28 protein-coding genes and 1 pseudogene are annotated in these 25,966 nt (G+C 41.1%); 26 read left to right on the forward strand and 3 right to left on the reverse strand.

Annotated elements, in window-relative coordinates; translation table 11 throughout:
- The first annotated feature begins 78 nt into the window (after positions 1-78).
- Complete coding sequence (locus HMPREF2805_RS09710) at positions 79-1,317, forward strand: bifunctional folylpolyglutamate synthase/dihydrofolate synthase (protein ID WP_075232341.1); 1,239 nt, start codon at positions 79-81, stop codon at positions 1,315-1,317.
- A gap of 87 nt (positions 1,318-1,404) precedes the next feature.
- Positions 1,405-1,833, forward strand: a pseudogene (locus HMPREF2805_RS09715) (SP_0198 family lipoprotein); the annotation flags it as partial.
- Between the two features lie 127 nt (positions 1,834-1,960).
- Here HMPREF2805_RS09715 and HMPREF2805_RS09720 read toward each other — a convergent pair.
- Positions 1,961-2,773, reverse strand: coding sequence for a Cof-type HAD-IIB family hydrolase (locus tag HMPREF2805_RS09720; RefSeq protein WP_075232343.1), 813 nt, complete (start codon positions 2,771-2,773; stop codon positions 1,961-1,963).
- A gap of 196 nt (positions 2,774-2,969) precedes the next feature.
- Between HMPREF2805_RS09720 and HMPREF2805_RS09725 the strand changes: the two genes are divergently transcribed.
- The 7 genes from HMPREF2805_RS09725 to HMPREF2805_RS09755 all read left to right on the forward strand — a co-directional run bounded on the left by HMPREF2805_RS09725 (position 2,970) and on the right by HMPREF2805_RS09755 (position 9,367).
- A complete protein-coding gene (locus HMPREF2805_RS09725) occupies positions 2,970-4,391 on the forward strand; it encodes an NCS2 family permease (RefSeq protein WP_075232344.1) in 1,422 nt (473 codons plus the stop codon).
- A gap of 86 nt (positions 4,392-4,477) precedes the next feature.
- A complete protein-coding gene (gene tsaE / locus HMPREF2805_RS09730) occupies positions 4,478-4,921 on the forward strand; it encodes a tRNA (adenosine(37)-N6)-threonylcarbamoyltransferase complex ATPase subunit type 1 TsaE (protein WP_061863763.1) in 444 nt (147 codons plus the stop codon).
- Positions 4,911-5,432 (forward strand): GNAT family N-acetyltransferase, encoded by a 522-nt coding sequence (locus HMPREF2805_RS09735; RefSeq protein ID WP_075232345.1) that lies wholly within the window; start codon positions 4,911-4,913, stop codon positions 5,430-5,432. Before tsaE ends, HMPREF2805_RS09735 begins: the two co-directional genes overlap by 11 nt.
- 4 nt (positions 5,433-5,436) lie before the next feature.
- A complete protein-coding gene (gene brpA, locus HMPREF2805_RS09740) occupies positions 5,437-6,456 on the forward strand; it encodes a glycopolymer--peptidoglycan transferase LytR (RefSeq protein WP_075232346.1) in 1,020 nt (339 codons plus the stop codon).
- A 79-nt stretch (positions 6,457-6,535) separates the two neighbouring features.
- Positions 6,536-7,804, forward strand: coding sequence for a competence/damage-inducible protein A (locus HMPREF2805_RS09745; protein ID WP_075232347.1), 1,269 nt, complete (start codon positions 6,536-6,538; stop codon positions 7,802-7,804).
- 41 nt (positions 7,805-7,845) lie between these two features.
- A complete protein-coding gene (gene recA / locus HMPREF2805_RS09750; protein WP_049502853.1) occupies positions 7,846-9,000 on the forward strand; it encodes a recombinase RecA in 1,155 nt (384 codons plus the stop codon).
- A 172-nt stretch (positions 9,001-9,172) separates the two neighbouring features.
- Complete coding sequence (locus HMPREF2805_RS09755; protein WP_075232348.1) at positions 9,173-9,367, forward strand: PspC domain-containing protein; 195 nt, start codon at positions 9,173-9,175, stop codon at positions 9,365-9,367.
- Between the two features lie 355 nt (positions 9,368-9,722).
- Here the strand turns inward: HMPREF2805_RS09755 and HMPREF2805_RS09760 are convergent, their stop codons facing one another.
- Positions 9,723-10,277 carry a GNAT family N-acetyltransferase gene (locus HMPREF2805_RS09760; protein WP_049549179.1) on the reverse strand — a complete coding sequence of 185 codons (555 nt, stop codon included), beginning with the start codon at positions 10,275-10,277 and terminating at the stop codon, positions 9,723-9,725.
- A gap of 121 nt (positions 10,278-10,398) precedes the next feature.
- Here HMPREF2805_RS09760 and HMPREF2805_RS09765 point away from each other — a divergent pair, with 121 nt between their 5' ends.
- A complete protein-coding gene (locus tag HMPREF2805_RS09765; protein WP_075232349.1) occupies positions 10,399-11,769 on the forward strand; it encodes an MATE family efflux transporter in 1,371 nt (456 codons plus the stop codon).
- A 97-nt stretch (positions 11,770-11,866) separates the two neighbouring features.
- Positions 11,867-12,583 carry a YebC/PmpR family DNA-binding transcriptional regulator gene (locus HMPREF2805_RS09770; protein WP_075232350.1) on the forward strand — a complete coding sequence of 239 codons (717 nt, stop codon included), beginning with the start codon at positions 11,867-11,869 and terminating at the stop codon, positions 12,581-12,583.
- 221 nt (positions 12,584-12,804) lie between these two features.
- Here HMPREF2805_RS09770 and HMPREF2805_RS09775 read toward each other — a convergent pair whose 3' ends face one another.
- Positions 12,805-13,464, reverse strand: a complete 660-nt coding sequence (locus tag HMPREF2805_RS09775; protein WP_075232351.1) for a hypothetical protein — start codon at positions 13,462-13,464, stop codon at positions 12,805-12,807.
- 197 nt (positions 13,465-13,661) lie between these two features.
- Between HMPREF2805_RS09775 and HMPREF2805_RS09780 the strand changes: the two genes are divergently transcribed.
- The 15 genes from HMPREF2805_RS09780 to HMPREF2805_RS09850 all read left to right on the forward strand — a co-directional run bounded on the left by HMPREF2805_RS09780 (position 13,662) and on the right by HMPREF2805_RS09850 (position 25,877).
- Positions 13,662-14,123 (forward strand): MarR family winged helix-turn-helix transcriptional regulator, encoded by a 462-nt coding sequence (locus HMPREF2805_RS09780; protein ID WP_075232352.1) that lies wholly within the window; start codon positions 13,662-13,664, stop codon positions 14,121-14,123.
- Entirely contained in the window at positions 14,107-15,876 is a 1,770-nt protein-coding gene (locus tag HMPREF2805_RS09785; protein WP_075232353.1) for an ABC transporter ATP-binding protein, read from the forward strand. Before HMPREF2805_RS09780 ends, HMPREF2805_RS09785 begins: the two co-directional genes overlap by 17 nt.
- On the forward strand, positions 15,866-17,626 hold the full coding sequence (locus HMPREF2805_RS09790) for an ABC transporter ATP-binding protein (RefSeq protein WP_075232354.1): 1,761 nt from the start codon (positions 15,866-15,868) through the stop codon (positions 17,624-17,626). Before HMPREF2805_RS09785 ends, HMPREF2805_RS09790 begins: the two co-directional genes overlap by 11 nt.
- Before the next feature lie 113 nt (positions 17,627-17,739).
- Complete coding sequence (locus HMPREF2805_RS09795) at positions 17,740-18,243, forward strand: phosphatase PAP2 family protein (RefSeq protein ID WP_075232355.1); 504 nt, start codon at positions 17,740-17,742, stop codon at positions 18,241-18,243.
- 118 nt (positions 18,244-18,361) lie between these two features.
- The gene (locus tag HMPREF2805_RS09800; RefSeq protein ID WP_075232356.1) at positions 18,362-18,808 is read left to right on the forward strand and encodes a LytTR family DNA-binding domain-containing protein; all 447 of its coding nucleotides are present in this window, start codon (positions 18,362-18,364) and stop codon (positions 18,806-18,808) included.
- 4 nt (positions 18,809-18,812) lie between these two features.
- Positions 18,813-19,487: a LiaF transmembrane domain-containing protein gene (locus HMPREF2805_RS09805; RefSeq protein ID WP_075232357.1), complete on the forward strand. Its 675-nt coding sequence runs from the start codon at positions 18,813-18,815 to the stop codon at positions 19,485-19,487.
- A gap of 106 nt (positions 19,488-19,593) precedes the next feature.
- On the forward strand, positions 19,594-19,782 hold the full coding sequence (gene rpmB, locus HMPREF2805_RS09810; RefSeq protein WP_001140948.1) for a 50S ribosomal protein L28: 189 nt from the start codon (positions 19,594-19,596) through the stop codon (positions 19,780-19,782).
- 150 nt (positions 19,783-19,932) lie between these two features.
- Complete coding sequence (locus tag HMPREF2805_RS09815; RefSeq protein WP_000216431.1) at positions 19,933-20,298, forward strand: Asp23/Gls24 family envelope stress response protein; 366 nt, start codon at positions 19,933-19,935, stop codon at positions 20,296-20,298.
- Positions 20,299-20,300: 2 nt separating this feature from the next.
- Positions 20,301-21,965, forward strand: a complete 1,665-nt coding sequence (locus tag HMPREF2805_RS09820) for a DAK2 domain-containing protein (RefSeq protein WP_075232358.1) — start codon at positions 20,301-20,303, stop codon at positions 21,963-21,965.
- 222 nt (positions 21,966-22,187) lie between these two features.
- Entirely contained in the window at positions 22,188-22,379 is a 192-nt protein-coding gene (locus HMPREF2805_RS09825; protein ID WP_000681201.1) for a hypothetical protein, read from the forward strand.
- The gene (locus tag HMPREF2805_RS09830) at positions 22,376-22,570 is read left to right on the forward strand and encodes a hypothetical protein (protein WP_075232359.1); all 195 of its coding nucleotides are present in this window, start codon (positions 22,376-22,378) and stop codon (positions 22,568-22,570) included. The genes HMPREF2805_RS09825 and HMPREF2805_RS09830 overlap by 4 nt, the downstream gene beginning before the upstream one ends.
- Positions 22,557-23,441, forward strand: coding sequence for an ABC transporter ATP-binding protein (locus HMPREF2805_RS09835; protein WP_075232360.1), 885 nt, complete (start codon positions 22,557-22,559; stop codon positions 23,439-23,441). The genes HMPREF2805_RS09830 and HMPREF2805_RS09835 overlap by 14 nt, the downstream gene beginning before the upstream one ends.
- Before the next feature lies 1 nt (position 23,442).
- Positions 23,443-24,180 (forward strand): ABC transporter permease, encoded by a 738-nt coding sequence (locus HMPREF2805_RS09840; protein ID WP_075232361.1) that lies wholly within the window; start codon positions 23,443-23,445, stop codon positions 24,178-24,180.
- Positions 24,180-25,277, forward strand: a complete 1,098-nt coding sequence (locus HMPREF2805_RS09845; protein ID WP_075232362.1) for a sensor histidine kinase — start codon at positions 24,180-24,182, stop codon at positions 25,275-25,277. The genes HMPREF2805_RS09840 and HMPREF2805_RS09845 overlap by 1 nt, the downstream gene beginning before the upstream one ends.
- Positions 25,278-25,877 (forward strand): response regulator transcription factor, encoded by a 600-nt coding sequence (locus HMPREF2805_RS09850; RefSeq protein WP_075232363.1) that lies wholly within the window; start codon positions 25,278-25,280, stop codon positions 25,875-25,877.
- Positions 25,878-25,966 lie beyond the last annotated feature (89 nt).

Consider the following 25,966-nt stretch of genomic DNA (forward strand, 5'->3'; position numbering starts at 1 on the left):
AAAATAAAATTTAGCTAGTATCTAGCAAAATGAGTAAAAAGCGAAGAGAATCTTCGCTTTTTTGTTAAGGAGACAAGCATGATTGAAGTAGAAAAATGGCTCCATAGTCGGATTGGATTGAATTTTAGAACAGGATTGGGACGGATGCAAAGAGCAGTAGATTTGCTGGGGAATCCTGAGCAAACCTATCCAATTATCCATGTGACAGGGACAAATGGAAAAGGTTCAACCATTGCCTTTATGAGAGAGCTCTTTGTTTCTCATGGTAAGAAGGTGGGGACCTTTACTTCGCCCCACATTGTTAGCATCCATGATCGGATTTGTATCAATGGTCAACCCATATCGGACGCAGACTTTATCCGTTTGGCAAATCAAGTTAAGGAAATGGAGCAAAGACTTCTAGAAACTCACGATCAGCTATCTTTTTTTGAATTGTTAACTGTGATTGCTTTGCTTTATTTTAAAGAACAAGGGGTGGATCTAGTTCTATTAGAAGTTGGAATTGGTGGCTTGCTTGACACGACTAATGTGGTAACTGGAGAGATCGCAGTTATTACATCAATCGGCCTAGATCACCAGGAGACCTTGGGTAATAGTCTAGAAGAAATCGCTGAACAGAAAGCAGGAATTTTTAAGCTAGAAAGAGCAGCAGTGATTGCAAACTTAGCTCCTGAAGCCCAGCTCGTTTGTCAAAAGATAGCAGAAGATTTAGATGTAACTCTCTACCAAGCTGACCGAGATTTTTCTTTCAAATCAGGACATTTTTCTTCTTCTCTTGCGGATTTGAACCAACTAAAACTAGGATTGGAAGGATCTTATCAAGAGGAGAATGCTGCTTTGGCTTTGCAGGCATTTCTGTTGTTTATGACAGAGAGAGGTGAAAAGATCAATGAGGAAGCTATCCGGTATGCTCTGAAAACAACCAGCTGGGCTGGGCGTCTAGAAGCTGTTACGGAGCACATTTATTTGGATGGGGCTCACAATTTACCAGCTCTAGAGCGGTTGGTTGAATTTATCCAGGAAAAAATTCAGCAAGGTTATCATCCCCAAATCCTTTTTGGTGCTTTAAAGCGTAAGGATTATAGCGGAATGTTAACTTATTTGACAGATCATTTACCTGATACAGCTCTCTATGTGACGAGCTTCGACTATCAAGGCTCTTTGGAGGAGCAGGATTTGAGTGGCTATCATAGAGTTGCTTCCTATCGAGATTTTATAGATAATTTTGATAGTTCTGCAGGCGAGAAAGACTTGCTATTTGTGACAGGTTCTCTCTATTTTATATCTGAGGTTCGTGCCTATCTTGTGAATGTTTGAACCCGCTTGATATAGTAGAGGTGAAATGGCTCAGCAGTATTATGATACTTCATAGTTGTTAAAAGAAAGGAGACATTATGTCACTAAAAAAAATTCACACTTTCTCTTGCTACTGTGGTAAGTCTTAGTCTCTTAGTTGCGTGTTTGCCAATAACTAAGTCGACACCTTTATCCCAAGCAAGCACTAGCTCTGAAGCGAGCACTAGTCAAGTATCAGAAATCAGTGCTTCTAGTTCTACTACTAGTGCAAAGACTGACACAACTACTAATATAGATGGGACCTACAAGGGCCAAGACGAGGGTGATAGCATTACTCTTGTAGTCACTGGAAATACCGGAACGTGGACAGAAGTTGAAGCGGACGGAGATCAAGAGGTTAAGAAGGTGACCTTCGAATCAGAAAATCAGAGAGTCTTTATTGGAGACGATATCAAGATTTATGTGGCAGAAGAGAACCAGATTATTATCGATGACATGGACCGCGACGTTTCTGATCGTATCGTTTTAAAGAAATAGATATTTTGTAAGGATTTGAATCTGGCTAAAACAGGTGCAAATTCTTTTTTTATTGACTTTGAGCTCAAAAAAATTCCATACTTTTAAGGTCGCTAATGTCTACCACAAAAGTATAGAATGAGTGAAATTAAAGAAATCGTTCTTGTAAAAACTGAGCAACGCCATCTTCTTCATTGGTTAATGGTAATTGTTCGTCTGCGAAAGGTAACAGAGCAGGATTTGCGTTTTTCATGGCATAGCCTTTACCTGCAAAAGAAAGCATTTCTTGGTCATTGTGTTCGTCACCAAAGGCAATCAAATTCTGTTTGTCTATGTTCATGACATTGAGAAGGTATTCGAGGGCAAAAGCCTTGTGGACACCTTTTGGAGTGCATTCAAGGATATTTAAGGGGCCACCCCAAGTATTAATATTGAGTTGGTGCTTGTAGAAGTTGTTCATCTCTTCAGCCAGTGCATATTTATCGTCTGCCCTAGTTTGTAATAGAATACAGTTAGGCCCCTTGGTCACTAAATTAGACTGGAATTGATTTTCTGGGCGAAAGTTTTCAACACCAAATAATTTAGGGTCGGCAATTTCTTTGTTCGGGGCTGTAATGTAAAACTTTTTACGGTATTCGCCTGCGATAAAGTCTGCTTCAATATCCTCTTTTCGTTTCACGATATCCAAGAGGTATTTTTTGTCCACAGTCAGACACTTTTCATGTTTCCAAGTCTTACCTGGCAGATGAGTAAGTGAACCGTTGAAGTTGATCATAGGGGTTTCAAGTTCAAGTTGATCATAAAAATCTTTGGCCATACGGTAAGGGCGACCAGTTGCGATAACGATTTGGTGGCCTTTTTTTGAGATTTTCTTAATCGTTTCAATAGTAAAGTCAGAAAGTTTGCTTTCAGAGTTGAGTAGGGTACCGTCCAAATCGACGGCAATCATTTTTTTAGTCATAAAATCCTCCCGAATCTAGTTTCAGATAAGATGTTTTCTATTATATCAGAAAGTGACTAGAAAAGCTGATAATAAGTAAAAAGAAGGAGAAAAGTATCGGATAAGATTTTTATGATTCAGTAAAAACATCTTGAAAATATGAATGATTGATGGTATAATAGTCATATTGTTCGTAAAATGACAAAGGAGATTAAAAATGGACAAACTATTTAAACTAAAAGAGCACGGGACAGACGTCCGTACAGAGGTTCTTGCTGGTTTAACAACTTTCTTTGCAATGAGTTATATTCTCTTTGTAAACCCTCAAATGCTTTCACAAACAGGAATGCCTGTTCAAGGTGTATTCTTGGCAACAATCATCGGTTCTGTTGTGGGAACTTTGATGATGGCCTTCTATGCTAACTTGCCATATGCGCAAGCTCCAGGTATGGGACTAAATGCCTTCTTCACATTTACCGTCGTATTTGGGATGGGTTATAAATGGCAAGAAGCTCTTGGAATGGTCTTCATCTGTGGGATTATTTCATTGATTATTACATTGACCAATGTTCGTAAAATGATCATCGAATCTATTCCTACAACTCTTCGTTCAGCGATTTCAGCTGGTATTGGGGTTTTCCTTGCTTATGTTGGGATTAAGAATGCTGGTCTCTTGAAATTCTCGATTGACCCAGGTACCTATACAGTAGCAGGTGAAGGAGCAGATAAGGCTCAAGCAGCACTTACTGCAAACTCAGCAGCTGTTCCAGGATTGGTAGACTTCAACACTCCAGCTGTCTTGGTAGCTCTTGCAGGTATTGCCATTACTATCTTCTTCGTTGTTAAGGGGATCAAAGGTGGTATCATCCTTTCTATTTTAACAACGACTGTTCTTGCCATTGCGGTTGGTCTTGTTAATGTGTCAGGGATTGACTTTGCAAGCAATAATCTTTCATCAGCCGTTAATGACCTAGGAACCTTGTTTGGTGCTGCTCTTGGTTCAGAAGGATTGGGATCTCTGATTTCAAACACTTCTCGTTTGCCAGAAACCTTGATGGCCATTCTTGCTTTCTCATTGACAGATATTTTTGATACTATCGGTACTCTTATCGGTACTGGTGAAAAAGTTGGTATCATTGCAACAAGTGGTGAAAACCATGAGTCAGCTAAATTGGATAAGGCTCTTTACTCTGACTTGGTGGCAACTTCAGTAGGTGCTATTGCAGGTACTTCAAACGTTACAACTTATGTTGAGTCTGCAGCTGGTATAGGTGCTGGTGGACGTACTGGTTTGACAGCTTTGGTTGTTGCCATCTGTTTTGCCCTATCAAGCTTCTTTAGCCCACTTCTAGCAATTGTTCCAACAGCTGCAACTGCACCAATTTTGATCATTGTCGGAATTATGATGCTTTCTAACTTGAAAAATATCCCTTGGGATGATATGGCTGAAGCTGTTCCAGCTTTCTTCACATCTATCTTTATGGGATTCAGCTACTCAATCACACAAGGGATTGCCGTTGGTTTCTTAACTTATACTTTGACGAAGGTTGTCAAAGGTCAAGTGAAAGATGTGCATGTCATGATTTGGATTTTGGATGCCTTGTTTATCTTGAACTACATCAGTATGGCTCTTAACTAATGACAAAAACTAAAAAAAGAGGGGAGTCTCCTCTTTTTTTGTTGATGGAAATATCACAAAATAAAACTTTTTGGTATAATAAGTACATGTACACAAAAAATGAAGATGAGTTGGTTGCACTTGGGGAAAAGCTAGGGCACTTGTTAGAAAAAAATGATGTGTTGATTTTGACTGGTGAATTAGGTGCTGGGAAAACAACGCTAACAAAGGGTCTGGCTAAGGGATTAGGCATTCATCAAATGATTAAGAGTCCTACTTATACCATTGTTAGAGAATATGAAGGACGTCTACCCTTATATCACTTAGATGTTTATCGTATTGAAGGGGATGCAGATTCTATCGACTTGGATGAATTTCTTTTTGGTTCAGGTGTAACGGTTATTGAGTGGGGACATCTATTGGGGGAAAATCTTCCATCAGATTATCTGGAGTTAGAAATCCTTAAAAGAGATGAGGGCCGAGAAATCGTCTTTCATGCTCATGGCCAAAGAGCGACAGAACTTTTGAAAGGATTGACGGATGGAGTATGATCTTTTAATCCGTGAAGCGGAAATCCAGGATGCTTCAGCGGTCATTGCTCTCTTGGATCAGATTGGTCAAGAGTCTAATTTTACCAGTCTGGATGAAAATGGGATTGCAATGAGTGAGTCTGAGATGCAACATTTTTTGGATAAGCAGGCCCAGTCGGATAATCAAATTACCCTACTCGCTTTTTTGAATGATGAGTTAGTAGGAATCATCAATATAACAGCTGATCAACGTCCGCGAGTTCGTCATATTGGAGATGTCTTTTTAGGAATAAAAAAAGCTTACTGGGGAAATGGTCTCGGTAGTATCTTGATGGAAGAAACTATTGAATGGGCCAAATCAAGTAGTAGTATTCGACGGTTACAATTGACAGTTCAAAAAAGAAATCTTGCCGCGGTGCATCTGTATGAAAAAATGGGCTTTATCATAGAAGGATTACAGGAACGTGGTGCTTGTATAGAAGGAGGAGAGTTTCTAGATGTTTACCTAATGGGTCAACTGATAGACGAATAAGAGTATGGTAAAAAAAATAATTGGAATGTTTTTGGGTTTGGTCCTTGTGACTGTGCTAGGTGTAGGTGCTTATGCCTATACAATTTATCAGCAAAGTACGCAAACTTTAGCTAAAACCTATAAAAAAATCGGTGAAGAAACCAAGGTCATTGAAGCGACCGAACCTCTGACGATTTTGCTTATGGGCGTGGATACAGGAAATGTTGAGCGTACAGATCCATGGGCTGGGAATAGTGATTCAATGATCTTAGTGACAGTGAATCCTAAAACTAAGAAGACAGTCATGATGAGTTTGGAGCGTGATATTCTCACACAAATCCAACAACCAGATGGTAGTGTTAGAGAAGCGAAACTCAATGCTGCCTATGCTGATGGCGGAGCAGAGTTGTCTATTTCAACGATTCAAAAGATGATGAACATTCATATCGACCGTTATGTGATGGTCAACATGCATGGCCTTCAAAGAATGGTTGATGCTGTGGGTGGAATTACAGTCAACAACACTCTTGGTTTCCCAATTTCTATTCAAGATCAGGAACCTTTTAATACGATTTCGATTGGAGTCGGTGAGCAAACCCTCAATGGTGAAGAAGCCCTTGTTTATTCACGCATGCGTTATCAGGATCCTGAAGGGGACTATGGTCGTCAAAAACGCCAGCGTGAAGTGATTCAAAAGGTTGTCGAGAAAATTCTTAGTTTGAACAGTGTGAGTCACTACCAAGAGATTCTGAAGGCTCTTAGTGACAACATGCAGACAAATATCGAGATTACAACGACAACCATTCCTCAGTTAATGGGTTATCAAGATTCCTTTAAAAATATAGAAACCCAACAATTACGTGGTGAAGGTGAAATGATTGAAGGGATTTCTTACCAAATCGTTTCTGGTGAGCATATACTAGAGATGCAAAATCTTTTACGCCGTTCGCTCGGACAACCAGAGGTTACGAATTTGGAGACCAATATAGTCTTGTATGAGAATCTTTTTGGCCACTTGCCACCATCTTCTGAAGAGTCAGAATAACAAGAAATTATCCATCAAATCGTAGGAATTATCCTGCGATTTTTTCAAAGAAATTCGAATAGGTAAGTAGGAGGAAAAAATGAAAGCAGAAATTATAGCTGTCGGGACAGAGATTTTGACAGGTCAGATTGTCAATACCAATGCGCAATTCTTGTCTGAAAAGTTGGCTGAAATCGGTGTAGATGTCTATTTTCAGACAGCTGTAGGAGATAACGAGGCTCGTCTCTTATCCTTGTTAGAAATTGCTCAGAATCGCAGTAGTCTAGTCATTTTAACAGGTGGCTTGGGGCCGACGGAAGATGATTTGACCAAGCAAACTTTGGCCCAATTTTTGGGACGTGACTTGACTTTTGATCCTCAGGCTCAGGCTAAACTGGATGATTTTTTTGCTTACCGACCAGACTATGCTAGAACACCAAATAATGAACGCCAGGCTCAAATCGTTCAAGGTTCAACTCCATTACCAAACGAAACAGGGCTGGCAGTCGGTGGCATGATCGAGGTGGCTAGGGTAACCTACGTCGTTCTACCAGGACCTCCAAGTGAATTGAAACCCATGGTCTTAAATGAGCTGCTTCCGAGATTGACAACGGGCTCTAAACTCTATTCACGTGTCCTGCGTTTCTTTGGGATTGGTGAGAGCCAGTTAGTGACCATTCTATCAGATTTAATTGACCAGCAGACAGATCCAACCTTGGCGCCTTATGCTAAAACTGGGGAAGTGACCCTTCGCTTATCGACCAAGGCTAAGAGTCAAGAAGACGCGGATCGTGTTCTAGATGCTCTAGAACAAAAAATCCTTGAAAGAGAAACCTTTGAGGGTGTTTCACTTCGAGAAATTTGCTATGGCTATGGGGAAGAAACTAGCTTGGCTAGCCTGGTAGTAGAAGAGTTGAAAAAGCAAAAGAAAACCATCACTGCAGCAGAAAGCTTGACTGCAGGTCTTTTTCAAGCAACTTTAGCAGATTTTTCAGGTGTATCTGCTATCTTTAAAGGTGGTTTTGTGACCTATAGCTTTGAAGAAAAATCTAAGATGCTTGATATTCCACAAGCTGAATTGGAAAAACATGGAGTCGTCTCAGCCTTTACTGCTGAAAAAATGGCTGAACAGGCGCGCATCAAAACCCAGTCAGATTTTGGAATTAGTTTGACGGGAGTAGCTGGGCCAGATAGTCTAGAAGGACATCCAGCAGGTACAGTTTTTATTGCTTTGGCGCAAGCTTCGGGGACAGAAGTTATCCAGGCCAATATCGCAGGCAGAAGTCGAGCTGATGTCCGAGAAATTGCAGTCTTACATGCCTTTAACCTAGTTCGCAAAGCTTTATTAAGTGATGGAGATTTGTTATAATAGAAGAAGGTCTAAGGACTATTAGAATACAGGAGAATAAAATGGCGAAAAAACCAACAAAAAAATTAGACGAAATTGGCAAAAAATTCGGTGCTGATCGTGAAAAAGCCTTGAATGATGCCCTTAAATTGATCGAAAAAGACTTTGGTAAAGGGTCAATCATGCGCTTGGGTGAACGTGCAGAGCAAAAGGTCCAAGTGATGAGTTCAGGTTCTTTGGCTCTTGATATCGCACTCGGATCAGGTGGTTATCCAAAGGGACGTATCATTGAAATCTACGGACCAGAATCATCAGGTAAGACAACAGTTGCCCTTCATGCGGTAGCGCAAGCGCAAAAAGAAGGCGGAATTGCAGCCTTTATCGATGCGGAACACGCTCTTGATCCAGCCTATGCAGCAGCTCTTGGGGTTAACATTGATGAATTGCTCTTGTCACAACCAGACTCAGGTGAGCAAGGTCTTGAAATTGCAGGGAAATTGATTGATTCAGGTGCCGTTGACCTTGTTGTTATCGACTCAGTTGCAGCTCTTGTGCCTCGTGCGGAAATCGATGGAGATATCGGAGATAGCCACGTTGGTCTTCAAGCTCGTATGATGAGCCAGGCTATGCGTAAACTTGGTGCTTCTATTAACAAGACAAAGACAATTGCTATCTTCATCAACCAATTGCGTGAAAAAGTAGGGGTTATGTTTGGTAATCCAGAAACAACTCCTGGTGGACGTGCTCTTAAATTTTACGCTTCTGTTCGTTTGGATGTTCGTGGAAGCACACAAATCAAGGGAACTGGTGATCAAAAAGATACGAGCGTAGGTAAGGAAACCAAGATTAAGGTTGTTAAAAACAAGGTGGCTCCACCATTTAAAGAAGCCTTTGTTGAAATCATGTATGGTGAAGGGATTTCAAGAACTGGTGAGCTTTTGAAGATTGCAAGTGATCTGGACATCATCAAGAAGGCAGGAGCATGGTACTCTTATAAAGACGAAAAGATCGGTCAAGGTTCTGAAAATGCTAAGAAATACTTGGCGGATCACCCAGAAATTTTTGACGAGATTGACCACCAAGTTCGTGTCAAGTTTGGCTTGATTGAAGATGATGCAGTAGCCGATGAAAAAGTTGCACCTGTAGAATCAGAAGTAGCTAATCAAGAAGTGACTCTTGACCTTGGCGATGATCTTGAAATCGAAATTGAAGATTAAAAAGTGAAAGTGGTGGAGGAATCCCCACTTTTTCTGCTATATGAGAATAAAGAAACAAGGTTATGAGAGCAGGAATGACAGATTTTCACAGTAAAAATTAGGAAGACTATTGAAAAAGATTTGATTTGGTTATGAAATAAATTAAAAGAAAAATTAGTATAAGGAGATTATTATGGAAAAACGTCTAGTTCGTAATGTTCAAGATAAAAAAATTGCTGGTGTTTGTGCAGGACTTGCTGACTATTTAGACATTGACGCAACACTTGTTCGTGGACTTTGGATTCTTTTCACATTGCTAGGTGGATCAGGAATTCTTGCTTACCTCATTTTTTGGCTCATCATGCCAGAAGTTGGAACAGAAGCGTAAACTTAGTGCATCTTTATGAGATAAATCATGATAAGAGAGTGGGACAGAAATCGGTAATTCGTTAGAATTCGATTTCGTCGTCCCACCTCCGCACAGTTGAGTAGGGCTGTAAAAGCTGATGAAATCAGCGTAGTAGAGCCCACTCAACCACTGCGTCTTGCTCGACAATCCAAAGACAATTGAGAGGCTAGGACTTTTGTCCCAGCCTCTTATTTGTGATATGCGGTGATAATTTTGTCCAAGTTTTCATCTTATTTCGGAATCACAAAAAAATCACCTGTAGTGCAGGTGATTGGGTATTCATTGTAGAGAAATTTGCAGTTTCTTACTGGGAAGTTCAAGACTGCAGTATAGGTTAGTGGTCGCTGAAACGACGGTACTCGATGTGGAAGTCGAAATAATTTTCTTCTTGCAATTTTTGGAAGATATCACGGTAGGCTTCTTCATCAAAGTGGTCGCCACGATATAGAATTTCAAAACTAAGACCTTCGTACTCCAAAAAGGCATTGGCGGTTTTGAAGCCATTTTGTTTATAGAATTCCATGCGGGCTTTTCGCTGTTCGAGGTTATCGCATTCCTCATCCAAACGTTCAACTTCAAGAATCATGGTACGCTGGTAAAAATCAATCAGCTTTTCAATGATTTCTTTGCCATAGCCGTGGCTACGCAAATGAGGCATAATGGCAAAAAAGCTTATGTAGAAAGCCTTTTGATTGGAAATGGCAAAGGCAAATCCTACAAATTCCTCTTCGTTGTAAAAGGCGAAAAAGTGGGCATCGTCTCGATCCTGATATTGTAAAAATTCAGACAGGGACACTCGCTCTTCTTCAGGAAAGGCTTCGATATTTAACTTTTCAACTTTCTCAAGGTCTGGAAATACATCTGTAATTAATTGGCTGGTTAAGCTCATGCATAAACTCCTTTTCTGTCACGATTATACCAAATTGTTAGTTTCTAGGCAACCGCTTTCTTGGGGGTTAGAGGCTAAGTCTGACCTTGTTCCTCTTCTAGAAAGCTGATATAATAGCCTTATGAATAAAAAATCAACTGTGGACCTGATTCATGGTCCCATCCTTCCCTCGCTTTTGAGCTTCGCCTTTCCAATCTTGTTGTCTAATATCTTTCAGCAACTCTACAATACGGCTGATATTTTGATTGTTGGACGTTTTCTAGGCCCATCCTCCTTGGCGGCTGTTGGAGCAACAACGGCTATTTTCGACTTGATTATCGGTTTTGCTCTCGGAGTTGGCAATGGAATGGGAGTGGTGATTGCCCGCTATTATGGAGCCCGTAACTTTTCAAAGATTAAAGAAGCTGTCGCAGCCACTTGGATCTTAGGAGCCCTTTTAAGTGTGATTGTTATGGCGATAGGCTTTGTCGGCCTCTATCCACTTCTCCAATATCTAGAAACTCCTACAGAGATTCTCCCCCAGTCTTACGATTATATCTCCATGATTGTCAGCTGTGTCGGCGTCAGCTTTGCCTACAATCTCTTTGCAGGTTTATTGCGGTCAGTTGGTGATAGCCTTGCGGCGCTTGCTTTTCTTATCTTTTCAGCCATCGTTAATGTGATTCTGGATTTGTATTTTATTACACAATTGCAGTTAGGTGTTCAATCTGCTGGTCTTGCAACTATTATCTCCCAGGGCTTGTCAGCTATCCTTTGTTATCTCTATATCCGAAAGAGTGTTCCAGAGCTCCTTCCTAGATTGAAGGATTTTAAATGGAATAAGGCCCTCTATGTAGATCTTTTGGAGCAGGGACTAGCTATGGGCTTGATGGGTTCAATCGTCTCTGTCGGAAGTGTCATCTTACAATCCTCTGTCAATAGTTTTGGAGCAGTCATCATCAGCGCTCAGACGGCAGCACGCCGAATCATGGCCTTTGCCTTATTGCCAATGACGGCTATTTCAGCCTCTATGACCACATTTATCTCTCAAAACTTTGGGGCAAAACGTCCAGAACGTATTGTTCACGGTCTTCGACTAGGGAGTTATATCAGTATGGCTTGGGCGAGCTTTGCCTGTATTTTCCTATTTTTTGCAAGTCCTACTCTGGTTTCTTTCCTGGCAAGTTCGACAGACGGCTACTTGATTGAAAATGGGACTTTATACCTACGCATCAGTTCTGTATTCTATCCATTTTTGAGTCTTTTATTGATCTATAGAAATAGCTTACAAGGGCTAGGTCAAAAGTTCCTACCTCTCGTATCTAGCTTTATAGAGTTATTTGGGAAAATCGTGTTTGTGGCTTGGATTATTCCTTGGACAGGCTATACAGGTGTGATTCTATGTGAGCCCCTTCTCTGGCTAGTTATGACTGCTCAACTTTACTTCTCACTTTCCAAGCATCCATGGATCAAAGAAGGAAAGAAAATCTTGGTTGCTGGTGGGAAATCCTAGCTTGATTTACAAAAGAAAAATCCATTTCCTCTAGTGAAAATCAGGTAGACTTGTGTTATAATAAGAAAGATTAAAATGTGAAAAAAGGAGATTCCTAATGGGACGTAAATGGGCCAATATCGTAGCTAAGAAAACAGCTAAAGATGGAGCTAACTCTAAATTATATGCAAAATTTGGTGTAGAAATCTATGTAGCAGCTAAAAAAGGTGATCCAGATCCAGAATCAAACTCAGCTTTGAAATTCGTTATCGACCGTGCTAAACAAGCGCAAGTGCCAAAACACGTTATTGATAAGGCTTTGGATAAGGCTAAAGGAAATACAGACGAAACCTTTACAGAAGGACGTTACGAAGGCTTTGGACCAAATGGTTCTATGCTCATCGTGGATACCTTGACTTCAAACGTTAACCGTACAGCTGCCAATGTACGTGCTGCCTTTGGTAAAAACGGCGGAAACATGGGAGCTTCAGGTTCTGTATCTTACCTCTTTGATAACAAAGGTGTCATCGTATTTTCAGGTGACGATGCGGATGCAATCTTTGAACTCTTACTTGAAGCAGATGTTGATGTAGATGATGTAGAAGCAGAAGAAGGAACAATCACTGTCTACACTGCACCAACTGACCTTCACAAGGCTATCGTTGCCTTGCGTGGGTCTGGTATTGAAGAATTCCAAGTAACTGAATTGGAAATGATTCCTCAATCAGAAGTTGAGTTGTCAGGCGAAGATTTGGAAACTTTTGAAAAACTCTACGGAGTCCTTGAAGACGACGAAGACGTACAAAAAATCTACACAAACGTAGACGGATTCTAAGAATAAAAATAACCCCTTTGAAAATTCAATATTTTCAAGGGGTTTGTTTATCCTGTGATGACAAAAAGGCAGGAAAGAGACGAAAATCTCTTTTGCTCAAAACGTTATTAGTAATCTATAATTGTCCATAATCCAATGGATTGTGGAAATATCGTGGTGTTGGGATTTAGAAATCGAGGCTTGGTCTACCGATTGCTCTTCCCAGTACCTTTTTAGTTATGTTAAACTTTCACTCCAGAATCAGATTGTTCTTTTCGATCCAGTCCGACAGCAAATTTATGAATCAGAAGAAACTGACCATTTTCTTGTTTGACGAACGTGAGCACAACGGTCTTAGGATCTGAACTGATGGAGAGATAGGTGATTCTTTTTATTTCATAGTCTCCCATGACTGAATCAGTTTCTGAATCTGGGATTCCGTGTTTCCTGATAATATCTTTGTAGTTGCTGCCACCTTTCCCGCTATCAGAAGTATCACCTTCTACCAAGGCATCGAACTGTTCTTGAGTCCAGGTAAAGATCTCTTTTTCCTCTTCATATTCATCAATGGTACTATTTGGCCAATCTTCATTTGTTGGTTCTTCCATGAGATAATTAGAAGAGCTGCGATAGCCTCTTATAAAATCAGCGAAGATAGGAGTGAATAGCAATTGGCTTATCAGTACAATGATAATGGAAATGAGGCCAAAGCTTGAACCAATCATAGCTAATGTTTTTTGATTTTGGAGATTGAGGCCGATACCGATGACTCCTAAGATCAAGGCAACAAATCCAAGGAGAAAGGCTAGACTATTGATAATTGGTATCCGAGAGCTGAGAAGAGCACCAGCTCCAAAAATGACAGCAAGGATTCCTAAGGTTTTATACTCTTCTTGTTTCATTTGAAAGTTCTCCCATTTCTAGTGTAATCAGACAAGTTAGTGCCTATTATAGATAAATTATCAACTACTGTCAATTTATATCGAAATAGTTCTCATAGAAACTTTTTTCTTGACATCTTTTCTGAAAATGATAAAATAGTTCTCATGGAAACTTAAATGTTCTTATGGGAACTATTTTTACTTAGAAGGGAGATAGCATGGATAAACCGATGTTGGTCTTTAAACGTTTTGGTCACCAGTTGCATCTGATGGTACAAAAGGAAGCCAAGCGTTGTGGTATTGAATTTATGGGGGGACCGCAAGGGCAGGTCATTCGTTTTTTAGAACGTCGTGAGCATGAACAAGAATTAACACTCATCAAAGATATTGAACAAGAACTCAATATTACCAAGTCAGTTGCTAGTAATTTGGTTAAGCGTATGGTGCAAAATGGTTTGGTAGAGTTGGAGGCGAGTCCAAGTGATAAACGGGCGAAATTTGTTCATTTGACCGAAAAATCACGCTCTCAAATGAAGCAAGTTAAGTCTTTCTTTGATCGAATTGACAGTAGTTTACTTGATGGCATTTCCGAAGAGAATCTCCTTATCTTTGAAGAAGTCATGGGCCAACTACAAGCAAATGTAGAAAAAATAGGAGGGAAGAATGAAGAAACTCGCTAAGCGTATCACAGGAAAAGAGTGGGGCATGATTCTAATAACTGTTCTCTTTACCTGTTGCTCGGTCTATCTAGAGTTAGAAGTACCGACTTACGTTTCAAAAATAACAGAATTACTCGGAACGCCAGGTACGGAATTGGGAGACCTTTGGTCGCCAGCAACTAAGATGATGGGTTTGTCATTCTTAGCCTTCCTATCATCTGTAACAGTTGGATTTTTTGCCGCTCGAGTTGCAGCATCCTATACGGCTCATCTACGAAGCGATATTTTTAATCGTGTTTTGGATTACTCTCAGACAGAAATTAAACGTTTCTCAATCCCCAGTCTATTGACTCGGACGACTAATGATATCACGCAGATTCAGATGCTCTTTACCATGGGACTCCAAGTGGTCACTCGCGGACCAATCATGGCGCTTTGGGCTATTGGGAAAATCCTTGGCAAGTCTGAATACTGGATTTGGGCAGTAGTGGTGGCAGTCATTGTCAATGTTCTGATGACAACTGTCTTGATGACTTTGGCCTTTCCTAAACAATCTGTCATTCAAAAATTGACAGATAAGCTGAACAGTATTACTCGTGAAAGCTTGACAGGGATTCGGGTTGTTCGTGCATACAATGCTGAGGAATACCAAGATAAGAAATTCGAAGAAGCCAATGATGAAGTCACACGAATCAATCTCTTTGTCAGTCGCTTAATGGCTATTATGAATCCTATTATGATGGCGATTTCTAGCGGCTTGGTCCTTGCCATTTACTGGATTGGTGCTTATCTTATCAACGACGCTAGCTTGACAGAGCGTCTACCCCTCTTTAGCGATATGGTGGTCTTCATGTCCTATGCTATGCAAGTGGTAATGGGCTTCTTACTCATGGGTGCTCTCTTTATCGTTCTTCCTCGTACCTTGGTTTCTGCAGGTCGTATCAATCAAGTCTTGGACCTTTATTCCTCTATTGAAAATCCTAGTCACCCACAGACGGCAAACTCTTCTGTAAAAGGTCAAGTGGAATACCGCGACGTAACCTTCCGCTACTCTAAAAACTCAGAAGCAGTTGTGGAACATGTCAGCTTCAAGGCAGAAGCAGGGCAAACCATTGCCTTTATCGGCTCAACTGGTTCTGGGAAATCTACTCTAGTTAATCTCTTGCCTCGTTTTTATGATGTGTCAGAGGGAGAAATTCTAGTAGATGGCGTCAATGTGAAAGATTACTACTTGGAAGATTTGCGTAATAAGGTTGGCTATATCCCTCAAAAAGCTGTGCTCTTTTCTGGAGATGTTAAGGACAATCTCGACTTTGGTAAGAGTCAAGAAACGCCACTAAGTGAAACGGCCATGTGGCAAGCTTTGGAATTGGCTCAATCTAAAAACTTTATAGAGGATAAGGAAGCTGGTCTTGACTCAGAAGTGGCTCAAGGTGGGACCAATTTCTCAGGTGGACAGAGACAACGTTTGGCCATTGCACGCGCCTTGGCTCGTAAACCAGAGATTCTCATTTTTGATGATTCGTTCTCAGCCTTGGACTACAAGACAGATCGTATCTTGCGTCAAGTATTAGCTGAAAAAACACAATCCATGACCAAATTAATCGTTGCCCAACGCATTTCAACCATTATGGATGCAGACCTGATCTTAGTCTTGGATCAAGGTAAAGTCGTGGGGCAAGGCACCCACAAGGAACTTCTTGCAAGCAATGAAGTTTACCAAGAAATTGCCTATTCACAACTATCGAAGGAGGAATTGGAACATGGAAAATAAGAAAATGTCCTTATGGAAACAGTGTAGACCTTTTCTAGCAGGTCTCCAACTTCCCCTACTAATCGCAGTTGTGACGGCTATCTGTTCAAGTATTATCACGGTTTATGGACCAACTAAGATCAAAGAAATTACCAATTTGATTTCAGATGGGTTAATGACAGAGATTGATCTAGAGGCTGTCTCAAGTATTGCTAGCTTTTTGGTTATCCTCTATGTGCTTGGGATTATCCTGAACTATACGCAAGCCTACATTTTCTCAACTAGTATCCAACATTTCTCAAAACGTTTGCGGACAGCTATTGCTGAGAAAATCAATCGCTTGCCACTTGCTTATTTTGACCGTCATTCTCAAGGGGACACCCTTTCTCGTGTGACTAATGACGTTGATACAGCAGCTCAGTCTCTTAACCAAAGCCTTGGGACAGTTCTTTCAGCTAGCTTTTTACTGATTGCTGTTTTGATTACCATGTTTGGTATGAACTGGATTTTGGCACTGGTAACCGTTGTTTCAACCCTTATTGGATTTGCGGCGGTCTCAGTGATTATGGCTAAATCTCAAGGCTACTTTAAAGCTCAACAAAACAACCTAGCAGCTGTAAATGGCTATGTGGAAGAAATGTACTCTGGCCACAATGTGGTGACTAGCTATAATGCTGTGGAACCAACAAAAGAAACATTTGCAGGCTTGAATCAGAATCTACATGATAGCATTTGGAAATCTCAGTTTATCTCTGGAATTATGATGCCTGCCATGGTCTTTGTAGGCAACTTTAGTTATGTTCTAGTCATTATCGTCGGTGCTGCCTTGGCTCTTGAAGGGTATATCAGTATCGGGATTATTGTAGCCTTCATGGTTTATGTTCGAACATTCTCACAACCCTTATCACAGATTGCCCAGGGAATTACCAGCTTACAACAAGCTAGTGCAGCCATGACTCGTGTCTTTGAATTTCTAGGTGAAGAGGAAATGGAAGATGAATCTCATAAGGAAAGACAATTGACCAACATGAAGGGTGAAGTGGTCTTTGACAGAGTTTCATTTGGCTACACACCGGAGCGAACAATCATTCACGACTTTTCTGCGACAGCTCATGCAGGTCAAAAGGTTGCCATTGTTGGACCAACTGGTGCTGGGAAGACGACCATTGTTAACCTCTTGATGAAATTCTATGAGATTGATAAGGGAAGTATTCGCATTGATGGTGTAGATACCAAGGCTATGAAGCGCTCAGAAGTGCACGATGCCTTTTCAATGGTCTTGCAGGATACCTGGCTCTTTGAAGGAACCATTCGTGACAATCTCATCTACAATCAAACAGGTATCAGTGATGAAGGTGTGATTGAAGCTGCCAAAGTAGTAGGAATCCACCACTTCATCACAACCTTACCTGATGGATACGATACTGTTTTGGATGATACAGTGACCTTGTCAGTCGGGCAGAAACAACTCTTGACCATTGCTCGTGCTCTGCTCAAAGATGCTCCGCTCTTGATTCTGGACGAAGCAACATCCTCAGTCGATACTCGTACGGAGGAGTTGATTCAAAAGGCTATGGACCGTTTGATGGAGGGACGCACATCCTTTGTCATCGCCCACCGCTTGTCAACCATCCGCAATGCTGACTTGATTCTGGTCATGAAAGAAGGAAACATTATCGAGCAAGGCAATCATGAGGAACTCATGGCTCAAGGTGGTTTCTATGCCGACCTCTACAATAGTCAATTTACAGAAGACCAAGCAGAAGAATAAATCAAAAGAAGGCTTGACGGCCTTCTTTTTCTGCACTATACTAGAGTAGGAGATGCTAGCAGACTCGTTCTGTCAGGCTTCTTGTGTAAAATCTAGAAACAACGAGAAAACAGATGAAAAACTATCAAGAGTGGTACGAGAAGAGGAAATCAAGTCTCATTCGATATCCACAACTATTACACTTGATGCGAGTCTTTAATCGCATGATGACAGTTCTGATGCCCTTGGCTTACTTGACCTTGTTGGGGACAAACTTTGTAAGTAAAGGGGTTGGGAAAGAACTTTCTGCCTATATTTTGGTGCCAGCTTTTGGCTTTGTCCTATTGACGCTTGTTCGTAAGTGGATCAATCAACCGCGTCCCTATGAAACTTGGGAAATTGTCCCGCTACTAGATAAAGATAGCTCTGGGAATTCAATGCCTAGCCGTCATGTCTTTTCGGCAACCATTATTTCCATGGCTTGCCTGCATGCAAATCTTCCTGTGGGGTTGATGTTATTGGTCTTGTCAGCTTTTCTCGGTTTTGTGCGAGTCTTGGGGGGAGTGCATTATCCCAAGGATGTTTTAGTTGGCTACGCCTGTGGTCTAATCTGGGGAATTCTTTTCTTTATTTTCTAAAAAGCAAAGCAAGTGGGCTTGGCCTCGTAACCACTTACGGGTAAAAAGTGACCACTTGCTTTTTTGCCCTTGTAAAGTCTTCTGGCCTTTGGTATAGTAGATGCAGAAAGGAGATAGGATGAAGTTACGAATCGAGATTGATAGTGAATTAACTGAGACAGAGATTGTCATCAAGGCTGCAGCTCTTACAGATGAGATAGCTGACTTGCAACGACTCTTGCAAGAAACCAAGGCTCCTAGGTTGATCTTTTACAAGGGGACGGGTGAGTATTACTTAGACTTGGCAGAAATCCTCTTCTTTGAGACGGAAGGGAACAAGATTTACGCCCATACCCAGAAAGAAGCCTACGAAGTTCGACTCAAGCTTTATGAGTTAGAGTCCATCCTGCCCCGCTATTTCAGTCGGGTATCCAAGTCGACCATTGCCAATCTTCGGCAGGTCTACTCGGTGGATAAGTCCTTCTCAGGGACAGGCACTATTTCCTTTTATCAGACCCACAAGGAGGTTCATGTGTCACGGCACTACCAATCCCTCCTAAAAGAAAATCTAAGAAACATGAGGTAAGAACATGAAAAAGAAAGTATTTGGTATTGTGTTGCTAGTATTGGCAGCTTTAGTATTGCTGCAGGGGAATTTTGGAATCCCTTCACTTGAAGGGAAAATTTGGCCCTTGATTGGTATTGGCTTTTTTGCCTATCAATCAGTTGGAGCTTTGCTTCGTCATCATTTTACTTCAGCCTCTTTTACAGCCCTAGTAGCCCTCATGATTGCCAATCATTTTTATGACATTTTATCGATTCCAAATCAGTCACTGTTCTGGGCTAGTATTCTAATTGTACTTGGAGTTAGTTCTTTGACTCACTCTAACAGAACATGGAATGGGAAAAAATGGTGGTTCGATGGTGAAAAGACCATTCTTTTAGATAAGGAAGTCGCTTTTGGGACAGGTACATTTTACAAGCAAGACCAAGAATTGGTAGAGGATCAAGTAGAAGTTGGTTTTGGGAATGCCAAGATTTATTATGACAATGCAGAGATGTTAGGTGATTTTGCTACTCTGAATATCGAAGTCGGTTTTGGGAATGCAGTTATCTACGTGCCCCAACACTGGAGAGTGGACCTGAAGGTGGAAACTTTTTGTGGTGCGGCCAAGGCAGATGCCCCTCTAGGACCAACCAGCAAAACTTTGATTATCCGTGGAGACGTAGCTTTTGGGAAATTAGGAGTTGTTTATGTTAAATAAAAAAATATTCCAATCCCCTTGCCAAAAAAGAGAAAGTGTGATAACATAGTACAGTATGTGGTGCTAGCACATCCGCTATATTAGATCTAATAGGAGGAAAACACAAATGGCTAAAGTATGTTACTTTACAGGTCGTAAGACTGTATCAGGAAACAACCGTTCACACGCGATGAACCAAACAAAACGTGCCGTAAAACCAAACCTTCAAAAAGTTACTGTACTTATCGATGGTAAACCTAAAAAAGTTTGGGCTTCAGCTCGTGCTTTGAAATCAGGTAAAGTAGAACGCGTTTAATAAAGAGTAAAAGGCCATCAGGTCTTTTTCTTTTGCTCTAAGCTCAAAAAGTCTCGTCAAAGGAGCAAATATCCGCCGATACAGTATTCTGCTTTTACACTTGGCTTGAAATATGATAAAATAGAGTATCAACTAGTTGAGGTAGAAAAAATGACTGTAAAAATTAATACAAAAGATGGTCAAATCGAACTAACAGATGAAGTGATTGCTACCGTTGTAGGCGGTGCAGCAACTGAGATTTTTGGTGTGGTCGGTATGGCAAGTAAGAAAGCCCTCAAAGATAACTTCCAAGCCCTTCTAGGTAAGGAAAATTATTCTAAAGGTGTCGTCGTAAAGGCGGCCGAAGATGGCAGTATTGCAGTTGATGTATATACCGTGTTGAGCTACGGAACAAAGATTAGCGAAGTGTCAAAAAACATTCAAGAGCGTGTTCGTTTTAGTTTGGAAAACCAACTTGGAATTACTGCTCAGACTGTAAATGTCTACATTCAAAATATCAAAGTTGTAGGAGAATAACCGTGTCAAAAATTACTACTAGCTTATTTCAAGAAATGGTGCAAGCTGCATCAACTCGCTTGAATAAGCAAGCTGAATATGTCAATTCATTAAACGTCTTTCCAGTTCCAGATGGAGATACTGGTACAAATATGGGAATGACCATTGAAAATGGTGCTAAAGAAGTTGCAGACAAACCAGCTTCTACTGTTGGAGAGGTAGCAAGCATTCTTGCAAAAGGTCTTTTGATGGGTGCGCGTGGGAATTCAGGAGTTATTACATCTCAGCTTTTCCGCGGATTTTCACAAGCCATCAAAACCAAAGAAGAGTTAACAGGAAAAGACCTAGCTCTTGCCTTCCAATCTGGTGTTGAAGTAGCCTACAAGGCTGTTATGAAGCCAGTTGAAGGAACAATCTTGACTGTATCACGTGGTGCTGCCATCGGTGCTAAGAAAAAAGCCGAGCAGACAGACGATGCTATTGAGGTTATGCGTGCAGCTTTGGAAGGAGCTAAAACAGCCCTTGCTAAGACTCCAGACATGCTTCCAGTCTTGAAGGAAGTTGGCGTTGTGGACTCAGGTGGTCAAGGTTTGGTCTTCATCTACGAAGGTTTCCTTTCAGCTCTTACTGGTGAATATAGCGCTTCTGAAGACTTTGTTGCCACTCCAGCCAACATGAGTGAGATGATCAATGCAGAACACCATAAATCTGTAGCTGGACATGTGGCAACAGAAGACATTACCTTTGGTTACTGTACTGAGATCATGGTTGCCCTTAAGCAAGGTCCAACTTATGCTAAAGAGTTTAACTACGATGAATTCCGCAACTACTTGAACGAACTTGGGGATTCACTTCTTGTTGTCAATGACGATGAAATCGTTAAAGTTCACGTCCATACAGAAGATCCAGGTCTTGTCATGCAAGAAGGTCTCAAATATGGTAGCTTGGTCAAGGTAAAAGTTGACAATATGCGTAACCAACATGAAGCACAAGTGGAAAAAGAAGCTAAAGTCAGCAAACCAGCTGAAGAAAAAGAATATGCTCTTATCGCAGTAGTAGCTGGACAAGGCTTGGCAGACATCTTCCGTGCTCAAGGTGTGGACTATGTTATCGAAGGTGGACAAACCATGAACCCTTCGACAGAAGACTTTATCAAGGCTGTTGAGCAAGTCAATGCTCGCAACATTATCTTCTTGCCAAACAACAAAAACATCTTCATGGCAGCTCAATCTGCAGCTGAAGTCTTAGAACAACCAGCAGTAGTGGTAGAAGCTCGTACCCTTCCTCAAGGATTGACTAGTCTTCTTGCCTTTGATCCAAGCAAGACTATCGAAGAAAACAAAGAACGCATGACTGCAGCTCTTGGTGATGTGGTCAGTGGTAGTGTAACAACAGCCGTTCGTGACACGACTATCGATGGTTTGGAAATCCATGAAAATGACAATCTTGGTATGGTAGATGGTAAGATCCTCGTATCAAACCCTGATATGCACCAAACTCTGACTGAAACTTTGAAACATATGTTGGATGAAGATAGTGAAATCGTAACCTTCTATATCGGTGAAGATGGAAGTGAAGAATTGGCTAACCAAATCGCCCAAGAAATCACAGAAGAATTCGAAGATGTAGAAGTAGAAATCCACCAAGGTCAACAACCAGTTTACCCATATCTTTTCAGTGTGGAATAAGAATGAAATAGAAAACGAAAGAGGTCGGGATTTTCCCGATCTTTTTTGGTTTGCAATGAGTTTTAGATCCAGTAGCTGATTGGGGCTAGAAAAGTGACCCAATCTAGTAATTTCTGTTCCATCATTTTTAATGACATTTGTCATATCTCCTCATGACAGAAGCTTCTAGTAATTTTACCTTCAAAGAATTATACTAGATGTATCAAATGGAGGAAGAAAAAAATGAAACATAAAGTAATTGTCGCAATGAGTTTAGTAGCAGCAGGAGTCATGACTTATCTCATGTTTTCAGGATTGGACGAAGGCTTCTATCATTTTCCTTGGGAGTTATTTGCAGGCTTTGGCATGATGTCTTGGTTGATCCGAGAAGGTTTGAAATTGGTCTCAGATGTGAAAAAGGAGTTTGAAAAATGAAAAAAGCGATTCTCTATCTTTTTATTGGACTATCACTAGTGGTATGGTTGGTCGAAATGTTTACAGGGTGGTTTGACCAAGCCTTCCTTCACCAAGTCATTCGCGGTGCTTGGGGTCTAGGATTTATGATTTTTATCGTCTTTCCGATGGGAAAGGAGTGGCTGAAAGGAGAGTATCATGAACATGATTAAAGTAGAAAGCCTAAATAAAAACATCAAGGGCAAGGCTATATTGAAGGATATTTCTTTTGAGGTAGCTGAAGGTGAATGCGTCGCCTTGATTGGTCCCAATGGTGCTGGGAAGACCACACTCTTGGACTGTTTGCTTGGAGATAAGCTGGTTACTAGTGGTCAAGTATCTATCCAAGGCTTGCCAGTGACGAGCTCTAAGTTAGACTACACTAGATCCTATCTCCCTCAAGAAAATGTTATTGTTCAGAAATTAAAGGTCAAAGAGTTGATTGCTTTCTTTCAAAGCATCTATCCAAATCCCTTGAGCAATCAGGAAGTCGATCAACTATTGCAGTTTGATCAGCAACAAAAAGAGCAATTTGCAGAAAAACTGTCAGGTGGGCAAAAGCGTCTCTTCTCTTTTGTTTTGACCTTGATTGGGCGACCAAAGCTTGTCTTTTTGGATGAGCCTACTGCAGCCATGGATACCTCAACCCGTCAACGCTTTTGGGAAATTGTTCAGGAGCTAAAAGCTAAGGGAGTTACCATTCTCTATTCGTCCCATTATATCGAAGAGGTAGAGCATACAGCGGACCGGATTTTGGTTTTAAATAAGGGAGAGTTGATTCGCGATACAACACCTCTAGCTATGCGCAGTGAGGAGATTGAAAAGCACTTTATCCTTCCTCTAGCATACAAGGAAGTTGTCGAACAGTCAAACTTGGTTGAAAACTGGTCACAAAAACAAGATGCTCTGCAAGTAGTTACACGTGAAGCGGATGCTTTTTGGCAACTGTTAGTGCAAGCAGGATGTAGGATTCAAGAAATTGAAGTCAATAATCGTAGCTTGTTGGATACAATCTTTGAAGAAACACAGAAGGGAGATGACTAAGATGAAACGATGGATCGCACTAAACAAGATAGAATTTCTATTGACCAAACGACAACTAGTTTATTATCTATTATCCGTAGGGATGCCGACGGCCTTCTATTTATTCTTTTCAGGCATGTACCAGGATACACCAGGTGGGCCGGCTAATTTTATGCGCGACTACCTCATCTCCATGACGGCTTTTTCCATGATGTCGACAGCTATCTTTTCATTCCCAGTTGTTTTACATACCGATAAAATCAACAACTGGCAGAAAACATTACGCCATACTCCAGTAAATATGGTAGAATATTATCTATCAAAGATAACAAGTATGATAGTTGATTATTTGGTTTCAATCCTGGTTGTTTTCTCAGTTGGGCACTTGGTCAGAGGTGTGGATATGTCTCTTGGAAACTGGATTGGGGCTGCGTTCTTGCTGATAGTAGGAAGTGTTGCCTTTGTAGCACTTGGCTTAACCCTGACTCTCTTGCCATCTAGTCAGCTGATGTCTGTCGTAGGCAATCTTCTTTACTTTGGCTTGGCTGTTTTAGGCGGACTCTGGATGCCTGTCTCTTTATTTCCAGATTGGATGCAAGCAATCGGGAAGCGCCTACCAAGCTATCAGTTGATGGAATTGATCAAGACCTTCTTAAATGAGGGTGGCATCAATCTATCAGCCACAGTTTATCTACTTGTTTTTTCAGCAGTTTTGTTTGGTTTGACCATTCACCTTCAAGGTCATAAGGAGAATTCTTAATGCTTGAAAGACTAAAAAGCATACACTATATGTTTTGGGCCAGTTTGATTTTTATGATTTTCCCCATCCTACCTGTAGTGACTGGGTGGCTTTCTGCCTGGCATTTATTGATTGATATTCTATTTGTAGTGGCGTATTTGGGTATTTTAACAACTAAGAGCCAGCGCCTATCTTGGCTTTTCTGGGGGATCATGCTGACTTATGTAGTTGGGAATACTGCCTTTGTTGCTGTTAATTATATCTGGTTTTTCTTTTTCCTATCCAATCTCTTAAGTTATCATTTCAACGTAGGTGGTTTAAAGTCTTTACATGTCTGGACTTTTCTTCTTGCTCAAGTCCTTGTTTTGGGCCAACTTTTGATTTTTCAGGGAATCGAAGTTGAGTATCTATTCTATCTACTTGTAATTCTTACTTTTGTCGATTTGATGACATTGGGCTTGGTTCGGATTCGCATTGTCGAGGATTTGAAAGAAGCTCAGGCCAAGCAAAATGCCCAGATAAATCTATTGCTTGCTGAAAATGAACGCAGTCGTATAGGTCAGGATTTGCATGATAGCCTGGGGCATACCTTTGCCATGCTGAGTGTCAAGACAGATCTGGCCCTGCAGTTATTTCAGATGCAGGCCTATCCACAGGTGGAGAAGGAATTAAAAGAAATTCACCAGATCAGCAAGGATTCCATGAATGAAGTGCGAACCATCGTGGAAAATCTGAAATTACGGACTTTAGCATCAGAGCTTGAGACTGTCAAGAAGATGCTGGAAATTGCTGGGATTGAAGTTGAGGTTGACAATCAGTTGGACAAGGCTAGTTTGACCCAAGATGTGGAGTCGACGGCTGCTATGATTTTGTTAGAACTGGCGACCAATATCATCAAACATGCCAGTGCTGAAAAAGCCTATCTAAAACTGGAACGTACAGATCAGAAATTGCTATTGACGGTCAGAGATGATGGGAAAGGTTTTGCAACTGTAAAAGGAAATGAACTCCATACAGTCCGTGATCGTGCAGCAGCCTTCTCAGGTCAAGTAGAGCTGGTCAGTTTGAAAGATCCCACAGAGGTGCGCGTGCATCTGCCTTATAAGGAGAGAAAGTAGATGAAAGTATTAGTCGCAGAAGATCAAAGTATGCTGAGAGATGCCATGTGCCAGCTCTTAAGCTTTCAACCAGATGTGGAGACTGTCTTGCAGGCGAAAAATGGAGCCGAGGCTATCGAGGTTTTGGAGAAAGAAGCAGTAGATATTGCCATCCTTGACGTCGAAATGCCAGTAAAGACGGGATTAGAAGCACTCGAATGGATCAAACAAGAAGTGCCTGAAACCAAGGTGGTTATCGTTACGACCTTTAAACGCCCAGGTTATTTTGAACGAGCGGTCAAAGCAGGAGTCGACGCCTATGTCTTGAAAGAGCGAAGCATCTCTGAGCTCATGCAAACCCTGCATACGGTGTTAGAGGGACGCAAGGAATATTCTCCAGAGCTGATGGAAGTCATGATGACCCATCCCAATCCCTTGACCGAACAAGAAGTCGCTGTTTTACATGGAGTTGCCCAAGGCCTCTCCAACCAAGAAATTGCTGACAAACTTTACCTCTCAAACGGCACCGTCCGTAATTATATGACCAATATCCTCTCCAAACTAGGCGCCAGCAACCGAACCGAAGCAGCCAAAACTGCCGAAGAAGAAGGCTGGTTGTGAGGGGAGAGAAGTAAGTAAAAATCTCTTAGAAATGAATCTAAGAGATTTTTTTTATATTTATGTGACTTTCAGTCCGTCTCGCTCCGTTA

The organism is Streptococcus sp. HMSC034E03 (genome assembly GCF_001811505.1).
GTDB lineage: Bacteria > Bacillota > Bacilli > Lactobacillales > Streptococcaceae > Streptococcus.